This window comes from Reyranella sp., from assembly GCF_965228225.1.
Taxonomy (GTDB): domain Bacteria; phylum Pseudomonadota; class Alphaproteobacteria; order Reyranellales; family Reyranellaceae; genus Reyranella.
Window position 1 is genome coordinate 5,786,600 of record NZ_OZ245801.1, and the last position, 15,090, is coordinate 5,801,689.

Below are 15,090 nucleotides of genomic sequence, written 5' to 3' on the forward strand. Positions count from 1 at the left end.
CGCAGAGGGAGGGAGCATGCTCGAACAACTTGCCGATCTCGTGAACGACGACGCAGCCCTGGTACGGCGCGGCCGCCATTTCACCGGGGCTTTTCTGGTGGAGGCACGTCCGCGGGTCTGGCTGGTGCACGTGCTGCGGGGCCGAATCGAGCGGGTCGAGGCGGGCCCCTTCGTCATGCCGTCCTGGCGCTTTGCCCTGCGGGCCGAAGAGGCGAGCTGGCAGCGCTTCTGGCGGCGGCGGCCGGCGCCGGGCGATCACGACCTGCTCGCTCTGGTGCGCCGGGGCCTCATGAAGTTCGAGGGTGACCTGCAGCCCCTGATGGCCAACCTGCTCTACATCAAGGGCGTGCTTGAGGCCCCGCGCGCTGTGCAAACGGAGAGGGGCGCGACGCCATGACGACCGCCCGTCTCGAGCCGATCCTCGGCCGCTATCTGTCCTTCGAGTTCGAAGGACGGCGCTATCGCCTCTACTTCGAGGAGGCAGGCCAGGGGATTCCGCTGATCTGCCTTCACACGGCGGGGGCCGATGGACGGCAGTATCGCGGCGTGCTGAACGATGAGGCGATCACGAGGCGCTTTCGTGTCATCGCCTTCGATATGCCCTGGCATGGGAAATCCTCTCCTCCCGCCGGGTTCGAACGCGAGGAATACCGGCTGACGCGGGATTTCTACACTGCGTTCATCGCGGCCTTCGCCGATGCGCTGGCGCTCCACCGGCCGGTGGTGATGGGCTGTTCGATCGGCGGGCGCGTGGTGCTCAACCTCGCGGCGAGCCATGCGGACCGCTTTCGTGCGCTGATCGGCCTGCAAGCCTCGGCTCATGTCGCGCCCTACTACGATACCGACTGGCTGCACCACGCGGACGTCCATGGCGGCGAGGTGTGCGCCGGCATTGTATCGGGTCTGGTTGGGCCGGATGCGCCGAGCGTGCATCGCTGGGAAACCCTGTGGCACTACATGCAGGGCGGCCCGGGCGTCTTCAAAGGCGATCTTCATTTTTACAAGGTCGACGGCGACCTGCGCGATCGCATTGCCACGATCGATACCACCCTCTGCCCACTGTATCTGCTGACCGGGGAATACGACTATTCGTGCTCGCCCGCCGATACGGAGGAAGTCGCCGCGACGGTCGCGGGCGTCAGCTGTTCGATCATGCCTGGCCTTGGCCATTTCCCAATGAGCGAGGATCCGGATCGCTTCCTCGAGCATCTGCGCCCGGTTCTCGCCGCGATCGCGGATCGTCCGACCGGCCCGGATGTCTGCTGACTCACCTTTTTCGACTAGCTGCGGAGAGGTTCGGGCTAGAATTGTTGGTCATTCTTTTGATCGTTCGGCAGCAGATATGCATTATTGCAAGTACCGCGTCCGCCCGGCTGAAGTAGAGTACCAATCACACAGAGCCTGCTGGCGGCCCCCCAAGCCGCTTTATCGAAGCCGTTCCCACACACCCAGGGCTTCGATCAACCCACACCCAGGCGGGCTCATAGGAAGGCCGATCGTCCCCAAGCGATCGGCCTTTCGTATTTCTGGCAATAGCTGCTGTCACCAGATGAGCCGGGGAACCGACCGGAGCAATGTTGCGCCAGCGGTGCAGTCATAGACACACCAAAAACGCCTATCACATCCGACGATAATGCCGTGATTGTTGGGGGTACAATATTTTAGATATGCATTCTTGCACGTTACCTCAAATTTGGGGGCTGATAGTGTCGCCGACGCGCGCCAAAAATTTTCGATCGGTCCCAATGAGAATTGTCGGCTTCCCCCTCGATGTGTCAAATGTGCATGATGAGCGCATAATCAAGGGGCAGAGCGTTCGGCGCTCCCTGATCCAGGCCACTCTGGATTTGGTCCAGACGGGGGATGCCGAGCCATCCGCGGGTGCCGTCGCCATGATCGCGGGGCTTTCGAGCCGGACCCTCTTTCAGCACTTCCCGAACCTGTCCGACCTCTACGCAGCGGCCTTCGAGCTCGCCGTCAGCCGGGCGTTCAGTGCCGATCGGCCGGTGGATCCGGCGGCACCGCTGGCCAGTCGCATCACTTGGCTGGTCGCCCACCGGGCGCAGCTCTTCGAGGAGTGGCTTCCCTTGTGGAGCTTCGCCGAGCGCGTGCGCTGCATGGCGCCGGCCATCGGGGCTGGCGTGGCCCGGCTGCGCGAACTCCTGCGGCAGCGGCTGACCGTATGGTTCGCCGCCGAGCTCGAGTCGCTCGATCCGGAAGCGCGCCTTGCCGGGCTCGATTCGCTCGACCGGGCCTTCGGCTTCGACAGCTGGATGAACTTGCGTGAGCGTCAGCGCCTGTCGCCCATGCGTGCTTCGAGGACCTGGCGCTTCACGGCCGAGACGATCGTCCAGCAGGCCCTTGCAGGTTCGCCTCGAGCATCCACCGCGCCCTGAGGCCGCAAAAAAAAGGGCGGCGGAAAGTCCGTCGCCCCGATGTTCTTGGGAGAGCGGGCCTAGTTGGCCTTCGCCTGGAACTTCTGATGGCACGCACCGCAGGTCTTGCCGGTGTCGGCAAAGGCCGCCGCCAGTGCCTCGGCGTTGCCTGAACCGGCCGCCGTCGCGAGTTTGTCGTAGGCTGCGTCGGCCGCCTTGCTGGCCGCTTCGAAGCCGGCCCAATCAGTCCAGATCGCCGGCAGGGCCCGGGTTTCGCCCTTGTCCGAGCCGGCCGGGAACATCTTCATGAAAGATGCCTCAAGCGTCTTCAGCTTCGCGGCCTGCTCGACGGCGCCCGCCGTCGGACCCTTGGCGTCGACGATCGCCTTGATGGCGCGCATCGCTGCGGCGGTCTGCTTGCGATTGTCCTTGCGCTGCGCAATCACGTCGCCCTGGGCCATCGCAATCGTCGCGCCCCCTACCATTGCGCCGGCGGCGAGCGCGCCGACCATCGCAAGAATCAGACTCTTCCTCATAGACCCATCCCCTTGTGGCTGATCCGGCTGGCAATTTATGCCTCGCCGACGGACCATTTGTTGCAGAGCCCGGCCCGGAAGCGAACGGGCAGGTGAGACAAGCGCCATCACGACTGCGTGTAGTGGTCGCGCTCTGGTCCTTGCCTACAGTCCCGGTGACTCGACTATTCTGGGCCCTCTCAAGGAGACAATGACGGATGGCCGGCAAGAACGACAAGATCCTCGTCTGGGACGTGCCCGTCCGACTGTTCCACTGGTTGCTCGTCGCCCTCATGGCGACCTCGTACTTCAGCGGACGGGCCGGCGGAGATTGGATGCAGCTTCATTTCTGGTCGGGGTACGCCATCCTGACCCTGCTGCTCTTTCGTCTCGCCTGGGGCTTCGTCGGCAGCACCACCGCGCGCTTCTCGAGCTTCCTCAAGGGACCCGGGGCCGCTTTCGCCCATTTGGCGCATCTGTTTCGCAAGGAGGGCCCCTGCGACGTCGGACACAATCCGGTGGGAGGCGCCATGGTGCTCGTCCTGATCTTCGCGGTGATGGCCCAGGTCGTGACCGGTCTGTTCGCGGCCGACACCGACACCGGCATGGTGAACGGGCCGCTTGCCCTCAAGGTCGCCGACAAGTGGGTCGAGCGGGCGACCGATTTCCATGCGTGGTGGATCAACGTGCTGCTCGTTCTGGTGGCAATCCATGTCTTCGCCGTCCTGCTCTACCTCGTCTGGAAGCGGCATAACCTGATCGGCGCGATGGTCACCGGCCGCAAGCGGATCGATCAGGCGGTCGAACCGGGCGCGCCCGCACCGCGGCTCGCCTTCGCATCGAGCCGCCTTGCGATGTCTGTCCTGCTGGCCTGTGCCGCTTTGGTCTATTTCATCGTCCGCGCGGGCGGCTGACCTGTTCGCGCGGCCTTGCTGGCCTGAAACCGCCCCTCTAGGGTGACGATAACCACAGTGAAATTTGGATTTTGCACCATGAAATTTACCGGTACCGACTCCTACGTTGCCAGCGACGACCTGCGCGTGGCGGTGAACGCGGCGATCGCGCTGCAGCGTCCGCTGCTCATCAAGGGCGAGCCCGGCACCGGCAAGACCGTCTTGGCACATGAAGTTGCCAAGGCGCTGAACGCCCCGATCATCGAGTGGCACATCAAGTCGACCACCAAGGCGCAGCAGGGCCTCTACGAGTACGACGCAGTCTCGCGCCTGCGCGACAGCCAGCTCGGCGACGAGCGCGTGAAGGACATCGGCAACTACATCAAGAAGGGCAAGCTGTGGGAGGGCTTCACCGCCCCGGTCCGCCCCATCCTGCTGATCGACGAGATCGACAAGGCCGACATCGAGTTCCCCAACGATCTGCTGCAGGAACTCGATCGCATGGAATTCTACGTCTACGAGACGCAGCAGACCATCAAGGCGACCGAGCGGCCAATCGTGATGATTACCTCGAACAACGAGAAGGAGCTGCCGGACGCCTTCCTGCGCCGCTGCTTCTTCCACTACATCCGCTTCCCCGATCGCGAGACGATGACGCAGATCGTCGACGTCCACTTCCCCGACCTGCAGCGCAACCTGCTGCGCGAGGCGCTGAACGTGTTCTACGACATCCGCGAAGTGCCGGGCCTCAAGAAGAAGCCGTCGACCTCCGAACTGCTCGACTGGCTGAAGCTTCTGATGGTCGAGGACATGTCGCCGGAGTCGCTGCGGTCCAAGGACTCCAAGCAGCTCATTCCGCCGCTGCACGGCGCGCTGCTCAAGAACGAGCAGGACGTGCACCTGTTCGAGCGTCTGGCGTTCATGGCGCGGCGGGAGCAGCGTCAGTAATCACCGCTGAGAGGAGAACGCGATGTTCATCAACTTCTTCCTCGAGCTGCGCAACGCCAAGCTGCCGGTCTCCATCAAGGAATATCTTTCCCTGATGGACGCGATGGACAAGGGGGTCGCCGACTACAGCGTCGACGACTTCTACTATCTGTCGCGCGCCGCGCTGGTGAAGGACGAGCGCAACCTCGACAAGTTCGACCGCGTGTTTGGCACCGTCTTCAAGGGACTGGAGGCGCTGCCGCCCGAGGGCGTGGCCGCCGAGATCCCCGAGGAATGGCTGCGCAAGCTGGCCGAGAAGCTTCTCACCGAGGAGGAGAAGAAGCAGATCGAGTCGATGGGCGGCTGGGAAAAACTCATGGAGACGCTGAAGAAGCGTCTCGAGGAGCAGCAGAAGCGCCACCAGGGCGGCAGCAAGTGGATCGGCACCGCCGGCACCTCGCCGTTCGGCGCCTACGGCTTCAATCCCGAGGGCGTACGCATCGGCCAGGACAAGGGCCGCGAGGGCCGCGCCGTCAAGGTGTGGGACAAGCGCGAATACAAGAACCTCGACGACACGGTCGAGATCGGCACGCGCAACATCAAGATCGCGCTGCGCCGCCTGCGCAAGTTCGCGCGCGAGGGCGCCGAGGTCGAGCTCGACATGCCCGACACGATCCGCTCGACGGCGCGCAATGCCGGCTACCTCGACATCAAGATGGTGCCGGAGCGGCGCAACAAGGTGAAGCTGCTGATCCTGTTCGACATCGGCGGCTCGATGGACGCGCATATCCGGGTCTGCGAGGAGCTGTTCTCGGCGGCGCGCTCGGAATTCAAGCACCTCGAATTCTTCTACTTCCACAACTGCCTCTACGAGAAGCTGTGGAAGGACAATCGCCGTCGCCACGTCGACACCTTCTCGACGGCGCAGATGCTCCATACCTATCCGCCCGACTACAAGGTGCTGTTCGTCGGCGACGCCTCGATGAGCCCCTACGAGATCGCCTATCCCGGCGGCTCGGTGGAGCACTGGAACGAGGAGGCGGGCCAGGTCTGGATCCAGCGCGTGGCCGACACCTATCGCAGCATGGCGTGGCTGAACCCGGTGCCGGAACGGCACTGGAGCTACACGCCGTCGATTCAGCTGCTGCAGCAGCTGACGAGCAACCGCATGTTCCCGCTCACCCTGGGCGGCCTCGACAGCGCGATGAAGGAACTGAACAAGTAGGACGCGCTGGGGGGACGCCACTGGAGTGGCGCGCCCCAGCCAAGGGGAGAAACGAAGATGAAGACCGGGCCTGCCGTCGCCGAAATCCTGAAGCGCGAAGGGGTCGAGTATCTCTTCGCCTATCCCGTCAACCATCTGATCGAGCACTGCGCCGCGATCGACATCCGGCCGATCATCGTGCGCCAGGAGCGAATCGGCCTGCATATGGCCGACGCCATGTCGCGCATGACCAAGGGCCGCAAGATGGGCGTGTTCTGCATGCAGAGCGGTCCGGGTTCGGAGAACGCCTATGGCGGCGTGGCCCAGGCCTACGGCGAATCGGTGCCGCTGCTGGTCATCCCGGCGGGCTATCCGCGGCGCATCGCCCATGTGCCGCCGAACTTCAACTCGACCATCACCATGTCGCATGTCGCCAAGCATGCCGAGCCGATCACCTCGGGCGCCGACATCGAGAACGTCATGCGCCGGGCCTTCAGCCTACTGCGCAACGGCCGCGGCTCGCCGGTCATCATCGAGTTCCCGGCCGAAGCCAACGGCGAGGACGCGCCCGATCCGCTGACCTACGAGCCGATCAAGCCGACGCGCTACGGTCCCGACCCGGCCGCGGTGAAGGAAGCCGCCAAGGTGCTGGTCGAGGCCAAGCGTCCGGTCATCTACGCCGGCCACGGCGTACACTGGGCCGAAGCCTATGACGAGCTGAAGGAATTGGCCGAGCTGCTGGCGATTCCCGTCTGCACCTCGCTGCAGGGCAAGAGCAGCTTCGACGAGACCCATCCGCTGTCGCTGGGCTCCGGCGGCCGTGCCTATCCGAGGCAGGTCCGGCACTTCCTCGACAAGTGCGACGTGCTGTTCGGCATCGGCTGCTCCTTCACCGAGACGAACTTCGGCATCTCGATGCCCAAGGGCAAGACGGTGATCCACACCACGCTCGACCCCAATCATCTGAACAAGGACGTGCGCTGCCAGTACGGCCTGATCGGCGATGCCAAGCTGGCGCTCCGCGCCATGATCGACGAGTGCAGCAAGCTGGTCGGGGGCAAGAAGCGCGATGCCGCGCCGGTCGTGGCGGAGATCAAGCCGATCGCCGACGCGTGGCTCAACGAGTGGATGCCCAAGCTCACCAACAACGAAGCGCCGCTCAATCCCTATCGCGTGCTCTGGGATCTCCAACACACGGTCGACAAGGCCAACACGATCATCACCCACGACGCCGGCAGCCCGCGCGATCAGCTCTCGCCGTTCTGGAAAACCATCGCGCCGCACACCTATATCGGCTGGGGCAAGACCACCCAGCTGGGCTACGGGCTCGGCCTCGCCATGGGCGCCAAGCTCGCCTGCCCCGACAAGCTCTGCATCAACGTGTGGGGTGATGCGGCGATCGGCTTCACCGGCATGGACTTCGAGACGGCGGTGCGCGAGCGCATTCCGATCATGTCGATTCTGCTCAACAACTTCTCGATGGCGATCGAGCTGCACATCATGAAGGTGTCGACCGAGAAGTACCGCTCGACCGACATCTCGGGCGACTACGCCGCCATGGCGCGGGCCTTCGGCGGCTACGGCGAGCGCATCACCAAGCCGGAGGACATCATCCCGGCGATCAAGCGCGGCATCGAGCAGACTCAGAAGGGCGTGCCCGTGCTGCTGGAGTTCATCACCTCGAAGGAAGTGACGATCTCGACACCTAAGTGATTTGGAACGGGAGGCCGCGATGACGAAAATCCTCACGCCCACGGGCGAGTACGACGTCGCCGCGCATGACGGCCTCTGGGTGAGTCCTGTCGATGCCGAGCGTGTCACCGGCTGGACGCTGAAGCCGGAAGGCATGTGCCGCGACGATCTATGCGTGCCGCTGCCCGCTGCCGCGCTCGCGCCCAACGAAGTCGACCTCGAGGCTTTCTGGAAAAAGCTGGGCGGTCCCGTGGTCGCGAGCCAAGCGCGCGATGTGTGGGCGCTGGCCGCGCCGGCCGGGGAGCGCAACGCCGCGCTCGAAGGGCTGGAAGCGCCGGACTTCACCCTGCCGGATATCGACGGCGTGCCGCGCTCGCTGTCGCAGCTGCGCGGCAGCAAGGTGTTCCTCGCCACCTGGGCCAGTTGGTGAGGCTGCCGTTTTGACTTGCCCGTGTGGCAGGCCCTCTACGAAGAACTGAAGGACAAGGGGTTCATGGTCGTGGCCGTGGCCCAGGAAAGCCGCGGCGCCGCGCATGCGCGTCCGTGGATCGAGCAGGCGAACTCGTCCTACTGGCAGCTCATCGATACCGACCATCGGCTCGAGGACCTCTATAATCTCGTGAACGTGCCGCAGGCGATCTGGATCGATGAGCAGGGTCGGATCGCCCGGCCGCCTGAAACGGCGGGCTCGACCGATCATTTCCGGCGCATGGATCTCGAGACGCGCACCATGACTCCGAAAGATCAGGCCGAGCGCCTCGCCGCCCGACAGGCCTATCTCGCCGCGGTGCGCGCCTGGGTCACGACCGGCGTGCATGCGTTGCCACCCGATGAGGCGCGCACAGGCCTACCCAAAGTCACGCCCGAGATCGCCGAGGCGCGGGCACGTTTCCGACTAGGGCTTTGGCTGCGCGCCAACGGCCGCGCGGCCGAAGGCGACCTGCAGATGGCGGAGGCTAGCCGCCTGCATCCTGAATCGTGGAGCCTGTGGCGCCAGGCAGCCGATCTCGACCAGGTCGGCAAGGCCTCGGGGCCGGAGTTCTGGGAGCGCGTACGGGCGCTCGGCGATCGCCCGTATTATCCGCCGCCGAAACTGTAGTTCGCGAGCGTCATGGGCTCGTCGCATTTGGCGGTGCTTTGTGGCGCCATCACACCTCCGTGAGAGCAGCAGGTCTGCAAGGCAGTCGCGCCCTCGCTGAGTTACCCTCCGCTCCATATTTCCTGAACCAACGGGAGACTGGGATGGCTGTTCTCAACGTCAACGGCAAGGCGGTCGACTACACCGCCGATCCGGATACTCCACTCCTCTGGGTGCTGCGCGAGCAGCTCGGTCTGACGGGCACCAAGTATGCCTGCGGCATCGCACAATGCGGCTCCTGCACGGTCCATATCGACGGTGCGCCGGTGCGTTCGTGCAGCGTGCCGGTGAACGCTGTCGGCACCCAGAAGGTCGTCACCATCGAGGCCCTGGCCGAGAATGGTGTGCTGAACAAGATCCAGAAGGCCTGGGTCGAGCTCGACGTGCCCCAGTGCGGCTACTGCCAGAGCGGCATGGTGATGGCGGCGACGGCGCTGCTTGCCGCCAAGCCCAATCCGACCGATGCCGACATCGACGAGGCGATGACCAACATCTGCCGCTGCGGCACCTACCAGCAGGTCCGCGCCGCCATCCACGCCGCCGCCAAGGCCTGAGGGGAGGACGCATCATGACGATTCAGACATCTCTCGGCCGCCGCGGCTTCCTGGTCAGCGGTGCCGCCGTCGCCGGCGGGTTCTCGCTCGGCTTCCACCTGCCCTTCGACGAAAGCGTGGCGCAGGCCCAATCCGTCAAGGAATTGAACGCCTGGGTGGTCATCCATCCCGACGACAAGGTCGTGATCCGCATCGCACGCTCCGAGATGGGGCAGGGCACGCTCACCGGCCTCTGCCAGCTCGTGGCCGAGGAACTCGACTGCGACTGGAACAAGGTCACCTGGGAATATCCGACGCCCGGCGAGAACCTGAAGCGCAACCGCGTGTGGAAGAACTTCTCGACCGGCGGCAGCCGCGGCATCCGCGAAAGTCAGCAATATGTCCGTGAAGGCGGCGCCATCGCGCGCGAGATGCTGATCGCGGCCGCGGCGAAGCAATGGAACGTGCCGGCATCCGAATGCAGCGCGGCCGACAGCAAGATCACGCACAAGGGATCGGGCAAGACGCTGACCTACGGCGCGGTCGCCGCGGCGGCGGCCGAACTCGAACCGCCCAAGGACGTGAAGCTCAAGGATCCCAAGGACTGGAAGATCGCGGGCAAACCGCTGAAGCGGCTCGACACGGTCGACAAGGTCACGGGCAAGCAGATCTACGGCATGGATCATACGATGCCGGGGATGTTGAACGCGACGGTCCGCGCCTGTCCGGTGATTGGCGGCAAGCTCAAGGACTTCGACGCCGCCAAGGCCGAGAAGATGCCCGGCGTGAAGAAGATCTTCGCGATCGACGGCAACGCCGTCGTGGTCGTGGCCGACACCTACTGGCAGGCCAAGACGGCGCTCGACGCCGTCACGACCAACTGGGACATCGGTGAACTCGGCAAGGTCTCGACCGAGACCATCAACGCCACGCTGAAGGAGGGCCTCGACGCCAAGGAAGCCTTCGTCGGCAACAAGGCGGGCGATGCCCAGAAGGCGATCGAGGGCGCTGCCAAGAAGGTCGAGGCCGTCTACAGCTTCCCCTACCAGCACCATGTCACCATGGAGCCGATGAACGCCACGGCGCGCTACACGGCCGATAAGGTGGAGGTCTGGTGCGGCACGCAGAACGGTGAGGCGGCGCTCGCTGCGGCGTCGGAAGCGGCCGGCCTGCCGATCGGCAAGTGCGAGGTCTACAAGCTGATGCTGGGGGGCGGCTTCGGCCGGCGCGGCCGTTCCGACTATGTGCGACAGGCCGTGCTCGCGGCCAAGGAGATGCCGGGCACGCCGATCAAGCTCATCTGGTCGCGCGAAGAGGACATGACGCACTGCCAGTACCATCCTACGACGATGGCCAAGATGACGGCCGGTCTCGACGCCCAGGACAATCTGGTCGGCCTGCACGTGCGCATCTCGGGCCAGTCGATCCTGGCCTCGCTGCTGCCGCAGAACCTGGTGAACGGCATGGATCCCGCCACTTTCCAGGGCCTCATGCAGTCCGGCGTCGAGGCGGCGTATGGCTACGACATCCCGAACCTGATGATCGACCACGCCATGCGCAACCCGCACATCACGGCGGGCTTCTGGCGGGGCGTGAACGTCAACCAGAACGCCGTCTACATGGAATGTTTCATGGACGAGCTGGCGGCGGCGGCAGGCCAGGATCCGCTGGCCTACCGCCTCAAGTACCTGAAGCCCAAATGGGCGGCGGTGCTGAAGGCCGCCTGCGACAAGGCGGGCTACGGCAAGCCGCTGCCCGAGGGCCGGTTCCACGGCATCTCGCAGGTCATGGGCTATGGCAGCTACGTCGCCGGCGTCGCCGAGGTCTCGGTGAGCCCCGACGGCCAGCTCAAGATCCACAAGATCACCGCGGCTACCAATCCCGGCCACGTGGTCAATCCGGCGCAGATCGACCGCCAGGTCGCCGGCTCGTTCGTCTACGGCCTGTCGGCCGCTCTGTACGGCGAGATCACGGTGAAGGACGGCGCGGTCGAGCAGACCAACTTCGACAGCTACAACGTGATGCGCATCGACGAGATGCCTGAGGTCGAAACGGTGCTCGTGCCGACCAACGACTTCTGGGGCGGCGTCGGCGAGCCGACCATCGCGGTGGCGGCGCCCGCCGTGCTGAACGCGATCGCCAAGGCGACGGGCAAAAGGGTGCGCAACCTGCCGCTGATGAACAACGACCTGAAGAAGGGCGCCTGATGCATCGCGCGCTGCTGCCGGGCCTCGCCAGCATGATCCTGCTGGCCGGCCCGGCAACGGCGGCCGACGCGCCGCCGGGCGCCAGCTCCTGCACCGGCTGCCACGCCCCAAAGAAGGTGGCGGATTCGGTGATCCCGCGCCTTGCTGGCCGAAAGGCCTCGGATATCGTCACCTTCATGCGCGATTATCGCAGCGGCGCCTGGCCCTCCAGTGTCATGGGGCGGATCGCCAAGGGCTTTGACGATCGGCAGACCGAGGCCATCGCCGCCTGGTTTGCGGCGCAGCCGGAGTAGGCGGCGATGGCGACGCGCCGTCACTTGCTGAAACTCGCCGCCGCCGCCGGGCTCGCGCCCGCCGTCGCTTCGGCGCAGCGAAAAGCCAAGATTGTGGTGATCGGCGGCGGCTTCGGCGGCGCCACGGCGGCGCGCACCCTGAAGGCGCTGCAGCCTTCACTCAAGGTCACCCTGGTCGAGCCAAATCCCGTCTACACGTCCTGCCCTTTCAGCAATTCCGTGCTCGCGAATTTGCGCGAGATCGACCAGCAGCAGTTCGGGTACGACGGCATCAGGGGCGCGGGTGTCACGATTGCGGGGACGAGCGCCACTGCAGTCGATGCCGATGCGAAGACCGTGACCCTGGCCGACGGCAACAGGCTCTCCTACGACCGGCTGATCATGTCCCCCGGCATCGACTTCGACTGGAAGGCCATCCCGGGTTACGACGAGGCCGCAGCCGCCAAGATGCCCCACGCCTGGAAGGCCGGCGCGCAGACCGTGCTGCTGCGACGTCAGCTGCAGGCCATGGAGGACGGCGGGCTGGTCGTCATGTCCGCACCAGCCAATCCTTTCCGCTGTCCTCCCGGGCCCTACGAACGCGCCAGCCTGATCGCCTACTGGCTGAAGATCTGGAAGCCGAAATCCAAGGTGCTGCTGCTGGACGCCAAGGATGCCTTCTCCAAGCAGCGCCTGTTCCAGAACGGCTGGGCCGAGCTCTACCCGGGGCTGATCGAGTGGGTGCCTCTCAGCCAGGGCGGCAAGGTGACGGCGGTCGATCCTGCGACTCTCACCCTTACGACGGAGTTCGGGGCGCACAAGGCCGCGGTCGCCAACGTTATCCCCCCGCAGAGGGCCGGCGCCATCGCTGCGCAGGCGGGCGTTGCCGACCGCACTGGCTGGTGCCCCGTCGAGCCCGTCGCCTTCGAATCGACGCTCCGGCCCAACATCCATGTGCTGGGTGATGCGGCGATCATGGGCGGCATGCCCAAGTCGGCCTTCGCGGCCAATGCCCAGGCCAAGGTCTGTGCCGCCGCGATCGTTAAGCTGCTGGCCGGCGAGAAGCCGCAGGATCCGATCGTGATCAACACCTGTTACAGCCTGGTCGCGGCCGACTACGGTATTTCGATCGCCGGTGTCTATCGTCCCGACAAGGGCCAGCTCACTGACATTCCTGGCGCCGGCGGTACCAGCCCGCTGGTCGCCGTCGGTGGACTGCGCGGCCAGGAGGCGCTTTATGCGTCGAGCTGGTTTCGCACCATCGCCGCGGAGACGTTCGGCTGATGCGCAGCCTCGTCGCCCTTGCTCTCGTGCTCATGGCCGGTCCCGGCATGGCGCAACAGGCCGGGCCCCAGATCGTCGGCGACGCGATACCGCGCTCGCTCACCGGCCAGCCGGGCGACGCGGTGCGCGGCCGGGCGATCGTCGCCAACCGCAGCGTGGGCCTCTGCCTGCTCTGTCACTCCGGGCCGATTGCGGAGGAACGCTTCCAGGGCGACCTGGCGCCCAGCCTCGCGGGCGCAGGCTCGCGCTGGTCGGAGGGACAGCTGCGCCTGCGCATCGTCGACGGGTCTCGTCTCAATGCCGACACGATCATGCCGGCCTACTATCGGGCCCAGGACCTGCATCGGGTCGCTCGCAACTTCGAGGGCAGGACGATCCTCACCGCTGCGCAAGTCGAGGATGTCGTGGCCTATCTCGTCACGCTGAAGGATTGAATGGATCGACGTCTCTTCCTTGCCGGCACTGCCTCGATCGTCTTGCTGCCGCTCGCCCCCGCAGCGGCGACGCCCGATGCCATGGCCGAGGCCATCCGAAAGATCGTCGGCACGGCCACGCCGACCGAAGGCCGGGTGAAGCTCGACGTCCCGCCGCTGGTCGAGAACGGCAGCACCGTCCCGCTCACCGTCTCGGTCGATAGTCCGATGACCGAAGCCGAGCATGTGAAGGCGATCCATGTCTTCACTGAGAAGAATCCGCAGCCCAATGTCTTTTCCGCCCGGCTCGGCCCGCGCAACGGCAAGGCGATGGTCGGCACGCGTATCAAGCTCGGCGACAGCCAGCGGATCGTGGCCATCGCCGAGACCAGCGACGGCAAGTTCTGGAGCGCCGGCGCCGACGTGATCGTCACCCTGGCCGCCTGCCTCGAGGAGTCGACCTGATGTCGAACATCCTGGTGAATGCTCCGAAGACTGCCAAGCGTGGCGATGTCGTCGAGATCAAGGCGCTGATCATGCACCCGATGGAGACCGGCTTCCGACCGGGGCCCAACGGCCGCATCATTCCGCGCAACATCATCGAGCGTTTCACCGCGACCTGGAACGGCGCAGAGATCTTCGCGATGGACATGTCGCCGGCGATCGCCGCCAATCCCTTCGTGTCTTTTTTTGCTCAGGCGAACGAGAGCGGCACCGTGGCCCTGCGCTGGACCGGCGACGAGGGATTCGCCGCCGAGCATCGAGTCGACATCACCGTCGAATGAGGAGGCGGCTGCTCGTCGTCGGTCTCGGCCTGGTGTTCGTGGCCACCTATGCGGCGGCCCAGGTCGGAACCCAACCGGGTGCGGACAAGCGTCGGTCCGGCTACCGGGACATGGGCGAGGCGCTGCAGAAGATACAGGACGACGACACCGCCAATCCCGGCATGCTGTTCGTCCAGCTCGGCAGCCAGCTCTGGGCAAGGCCAGCGGGCGTCGCGAACAAGTCCTGTGCCGACTGCCATGGTGCCGACGCCGCCAGCATGAAGGGCGTAGCCGCGCGCTATCCCACGATCCCGGCGGGCGGTGAGCGTCCGCTCGATCTCGAAGGCCGCATCAATCTCTGCCGCACGGAGCACCAGAGCGCCGATCCGCTGCCACCCGAGAATCGTGACCTGCTGGCGCTGACCGCCTTTATCGCGCACCAGTCGCGCGGCCTGCCGATCGCGCCGCCCGCCGACCCGCGTCTCGAGGCGTTTCGCCAGCAAGGGGAGGAGATCTATCGCCGTCGCCAGGGCCAGCTCAATCTCTCCTGTGCGATCTGCCACGACGACAATGCCGGCAAGAAGCTCGCGGGCATCGTCATTCCGGAGGCGCATCCCACCGGCTACCCGATCTATCGGCTGGAATGGCAGGCGCTTGGATCGCTCAAGCGTCGGCTGCGCAACTGCCTCGTCGGTATCCGCGCCGAGGCCTGGCCGCTCGATGCGCCGGAATATACGGCGCTGGAGCTCTATCTGATGGAGCGGGCCAAGGGGCTGAAGCTGGAGACGCCCGCCGTCCGTCCCTGAGCAATGCCGTATCGGGAGAATATTCTCCCACGGGCGGATGTTGGAGTTATTCCTGCCGTCTCGGCTG

Annotated in this window: 17 protein-coding genes; 16 read left to right on the forward strand and 1 reads right to left on the reverse strand. The window is 65.4% G+C overall.

Going from position 1 to position 15,090, the window contains the following annotated elements:
- Nucleotides 1–16 precede the first annotated feature (16 nt).
- The 3 genes from ACO07K_RS28065 to ACO07K_RS28075 all read left to right on the forward strand — a co-directional run bounded on the left by ACO07K_RS28065 (nucleotide 17) and on the right by ACO07K_RS28075 (nucleotide 2,396).
- Nucleotides 17–397: a hypothetical protein gene (locus ACO07K_RS28065; RefSeq protein ID WP_422033708.1), complete on the forward strand. Its 381-nt coding sequence runs from the start codon at nucleotides 17–19 to the stop codon at nucleotides 395–397.
- Nucleotides 394–1,266 carry an alpha/beta fold hydrolase gene (locus ACO07K_RS28070; RefSeq protein WP_422033709.1) on the forward strand — a complete coding sequence of 291 codons (873 nt, stop codon included), beginning with the start codon at nucleotides 394–396 and terminating at the stop codon, nucleotides 1,264–1,266. Before ACO07K_RS28065 ends, ACO07K_RS28070 begins: the two co-directional genes overlap by 4 nt.
- Before the next feature lie 479 nt (nucleotides 1,267–1,745).
- Nucleotides 1,746–2,396, forward strand: a complete 651-nt coding sequence (locus ACO07K_RS28075; RefSeq protein ID WP_422033710.1) for a TetR/AcrR family transcriptional regulator — start codon at nucleotides 1,746–1,748, stop codon at nucleotides 2,394–2,396.
- Nucleotides 2,397–2,455: 59 nt separating this feature from the next.
- On the opposite strand, the gene ACO07K_RS28080 is transcribed toward ACO07K_RS28075, so the two are convergent.
- The gene (locus tag ACO07K_RS28080; protein ID WP_422033711.1) at nucleotides 2,456–2,911 is read right to left on the reverse strand and encodes a c-type cytochrome; all 456 of its coding nucleotides are present in this window, start codon (nucleotides 2,909–2,911) and stop codon (nucleotides 2,456–2,458) included.
- Between the two features lie 197 nt (nucleotides 2,912–3,108).
- Between ACO07K_RS28080 and ACO07K_RS28085 the strand changes: the two genes are divergently transcribed.
- From ACO07K_RS28085 to soxA, 13 genes are all read left to right on the forward strand, one after another.
- Nucleotides 3,109–3,804: a cytochrome b/b6 domain-containing protein gene (locus ACO07K_RS28085; protein WP_422033712.1), complete on the forward strand. Its 696-nt coding sequence runs from the start codon at nucleotides 3,109–3,111 to the stop codon at nucleotides 3,802–3,804.
- Nucleotides 3,805–3,882: 78 nt separating this feature from the next.
- Nucleotides 3,883–4,731, forward strand: a complete 849-nt coding sequence (locus ACO07K_RS28090; RefSeq protein WP_422010002.1) for an AAA family ATPase — start codon at nucleotides 3,883–3,885, stop codon at nucleotides 4,729–4,731.
- Between the two features lie 22 nt (nucleotides 4,732–4,753).
- Nucleotides 4,754–5,935 carry a vWA domain-containing protein gene (locus ACO07K_RS28095; protein WP_304853861.1) on the forward strand — a complete coding sequence of 394 codons (1,182 nt, stop codon included), beginning with the start codon at nucleotides 4,754–4,756 and terminating at the stop codon, nucleotides 5,933–5,935.
- A 57-nt stretch (nucleotides 5,936–5,992) separates the two neighbouring features.
- On the forward strand, nucleotides 5,993–7,627 hold the full coding sequence (locus ACO07K_RS28100; protein ID WP_422033713.1) for a thiamine pyrophosphate-requiring protein: 1,635 nt from the start codon (nucleotides 5,993–5,995) through the stop codon (nucleotides 7,625–7,627).
- A 19-nt stretch (nucleotides 7,628–7,646) separates the two neighbouring features.
- On the forward strand, nucleotides 7,647–8,705 hold the full coding sequence (locus ACO07K_RS28105; RefSeq protein ID WP_422033714.1) for a redoxin domain-containing protein: 1,059 nt from the start codon (nucleotides 7,647–7,649) through the stop codon (nucleotides 8,703–8,705).
- Between the two features lie 143 nt (nucleotides 8,706–8,848).
- Nucleotides 8,849–9,298, forward strand: coding sequence for a (2Fe-2S)-binding protein (locus ACO07K_RS28110; protein ID WP_422010009.1), 450 nt, complete (start codon nucleotides 8,849–8,851; stop codon nucleotides 9,296–9,298).
- A gap of 14 nt (nucleotides 9,299–9,312) precedes the next feature.
- Nucleotides 9,313–11,484 carry a molybdopterin cofactor-binding domain-containing protein gene (locus ACO07K_RS28115; RefSeq protein WP_422033715.1) on the forward strand — a complete coding sequence of 724 codons (2,172 nt, stop codon included), beginning with the start codon at nucleotides 9,313–9,315 and terminating at the stop codon, nucleotides 11,482–11,484.
- Nucleotides 11,484–11,777 (forward strand): c-type cytochrome, encoded by a 294-nt coding sequence (locus tag ACO07K_RS28120; RefSeq protein ID WP_422033716.1) that lies wholly within the window; start codon nucleotides 11,484–11,486, stop codon nucleotides 11,775–11,777. Before ACO07K_RS28115 ends, ACO07K_RS28120 begins: the two co-directional genes overlap by 1 nt.
- 6 nt (nucleotides 11,778–11,783) lie before the next feature.
- Entirely contained in the window at nucleotides 11,784–13,040 is a 1,257-nt protein-coding gene (locus ACO07K_RS28125; RefSeq protein ID WP_422033717.1) for an FCSD flavin-binding domain-containing protein, read from the forward strand.
- A complete protein-coding gene (gene soxX, locus ACO07K_RS28130; protein ID WP_422033718.1) occupies nucleotides 13,040–13,474 on the forward strand; it encodes a sulfur oxidation c-type cytochrome SoxX in 435 nt (144 codons plus the stop codon). Before ACO07K_RS28125 ends, soxX begins: the two co-directional genes overlap by 1 nt.
- Nucleotides 13,475–13,918 (forward strand): SoxY-related AACIE arm protein, encoded by a 444-nt coding sequence (locus ACO07K_RS28135; protein ID WP_422033719.1) that lies wholly within the window; start codon nucleotides 13,475–13,477, stop codon nucleotides 13,916–13,918.
- Complete coding sequence (soxZ, locus tag ACO07K_RS28140; protein ID WP_422033720.1) at nucleotides 13,918–14,238, forward strand: thiosulfate oxidation carrier complex protein SoxZ; 321 nt, start codon at nucleotides 13,918–13,920, stop codon at nucleotides 14,236–14,238. Before ACO07K_RS28135 ends, soxZ begins: the two co-directional genes overlap by 1 nt.
- Nucleotides 14,235–15,023: a sulfur oxidation c-type cytochrome SoxA gene (gene soxA, locus ACO07K_RS28145; RefSeq protein ID WP_422033721.1), complete on the forward strand. Its 789-nt coding sequence runs from the start codon at nucleotides 14,235–14,237 to the stop codon at nucleotides 15,021–15,023. The genes soxZ and soxA overlap by 4 nt, the downstream gene beginning before the upstream one ends.
- Nucleotides 15,024–15,090: the final 67 nt, after the last annotated feature.

What these genes read in the sequence shown, in the direction of transcription:
- ACO07K_RS28065 (WP_422033708.1), top strand. Translation starts at nt 17, where the DNA reads ATGCTCGAACAACTTGCCGATCTCGTGAACGACGACGCAGCCCTGGTA.
- ACO07K_RS28070 (WP_422033709.1), top strand. Translation starts at nt 394, where the DNA reads ATGACGACCGCCCGTCTCGAGCCGATCCTCGGCCGCTATCTGTCCTTC.
- ACO07K_RS28075 (WP_422033710.1), top strand. Translation starts at nt 1,746, where the DNA reads ATGAGAATTGTCGGCTTCCCCCTCGATGTGTCAAATGTGCATGATGAG.
- ACO07K_RS28080 (WP_422033711.1), bottom strand. Translation starts at nt 2,911, where the DNA reads ATGAGGAAGAGTCTGATTCTTGCGATGGTCGGCGCGCTCGCCGCCGGC.
- ACO07K_RS28085 (WP_422033712.1), top strand. Translation starts at nt 3,109, where the DNA reads ATGGCCGGCAAGAACGACAAGATCCTCGTCTGGGACGTGCCCGTCCGA.
- ACO07K_RS28090 (WP_422010002.1), top strand. Translation starts at nt 3,883, where the DNA reads ATGAAATTTACCGGTACCGACTCCTACGTTGCCAGCGACGACCTGCGC.
- ACO07K_RS28095 (WP_304853861.1), top strand. Translation starts at nt 4,754, where the DNA reads ATGTTCATCAACTTCTTCCTCGAGCTGCGCAACGCCAAGCTGCCGGTC.
- ACO07K_RS28100 (WP_422033713.1), top strand. Translation starts at nt 5,993, where the DNA reads ATGAAGACCGGGCCTGCCGTCGCCGAAATCCTGAAGCGCGAAGGGGTC.
- ACO07K_RS28110 (WP_422010009.1), top strand. Translation starts at nt 8,849, where the DNA reads ATGGCTGTTCTCAACGTCAACGGCAAGGCGGTCGACTACACCGCCGAT.
- ACO07K_RS28115 (WP_422033715.1), top strand. Translation starts at nt 9,313, where the DNA reads ATGACGATTCAGACATCTCTCGGCCGCCGCGGCTTCCTGGTCAGCGGT.
- ACO07K_RS28120 (WP_422033716.1), top strand. Translation starts at nt 11,484, where the DNA reads ATGCATCGCGCGCTGCTGCCGGGCCTCGCCAGCATGATCCTGCTGGCC.
- ACO07K_RS28125 (WP_422033717.1), top strand. Translation starts at nt 11,784, where the DNA reads ATGGCGACGCGCCGTCACTTGCTGAAACTCGCCGCCGCCGCCGGGCTC.
- soxX (WP_422033718.1), top strand. Translation starts at nt 13,040, where the DNA reads ATGCGCAGCCTCGTCGCCCTTGCTCTCGTGCTCATGGCCGGTCCCGGC.
- ACO07K_RS28135 (WP_422033719.1), top strand. Translation starts at nt 13,475, where the DNA reads ATGGATCGACGTCTCTTCCTTGCCGGCACTGCCTCGATCGTCTTGCTG.
- soxZ (WP_422033720.1), top strand. Translation starts at nt 13,918, where the DNA reads ATGTCGAACATCCTGGTGAATGCTCCGAAGACTGCCAAGCGTGGCGAT.
- soxA (WP_422033721.1), top strand. Translation starts at nt 14,235, where the DNA reads ATGAGGAGGCGGCTGCTCGTCGTCGGTCTCGGCCTGGTGTTCGTGGCC.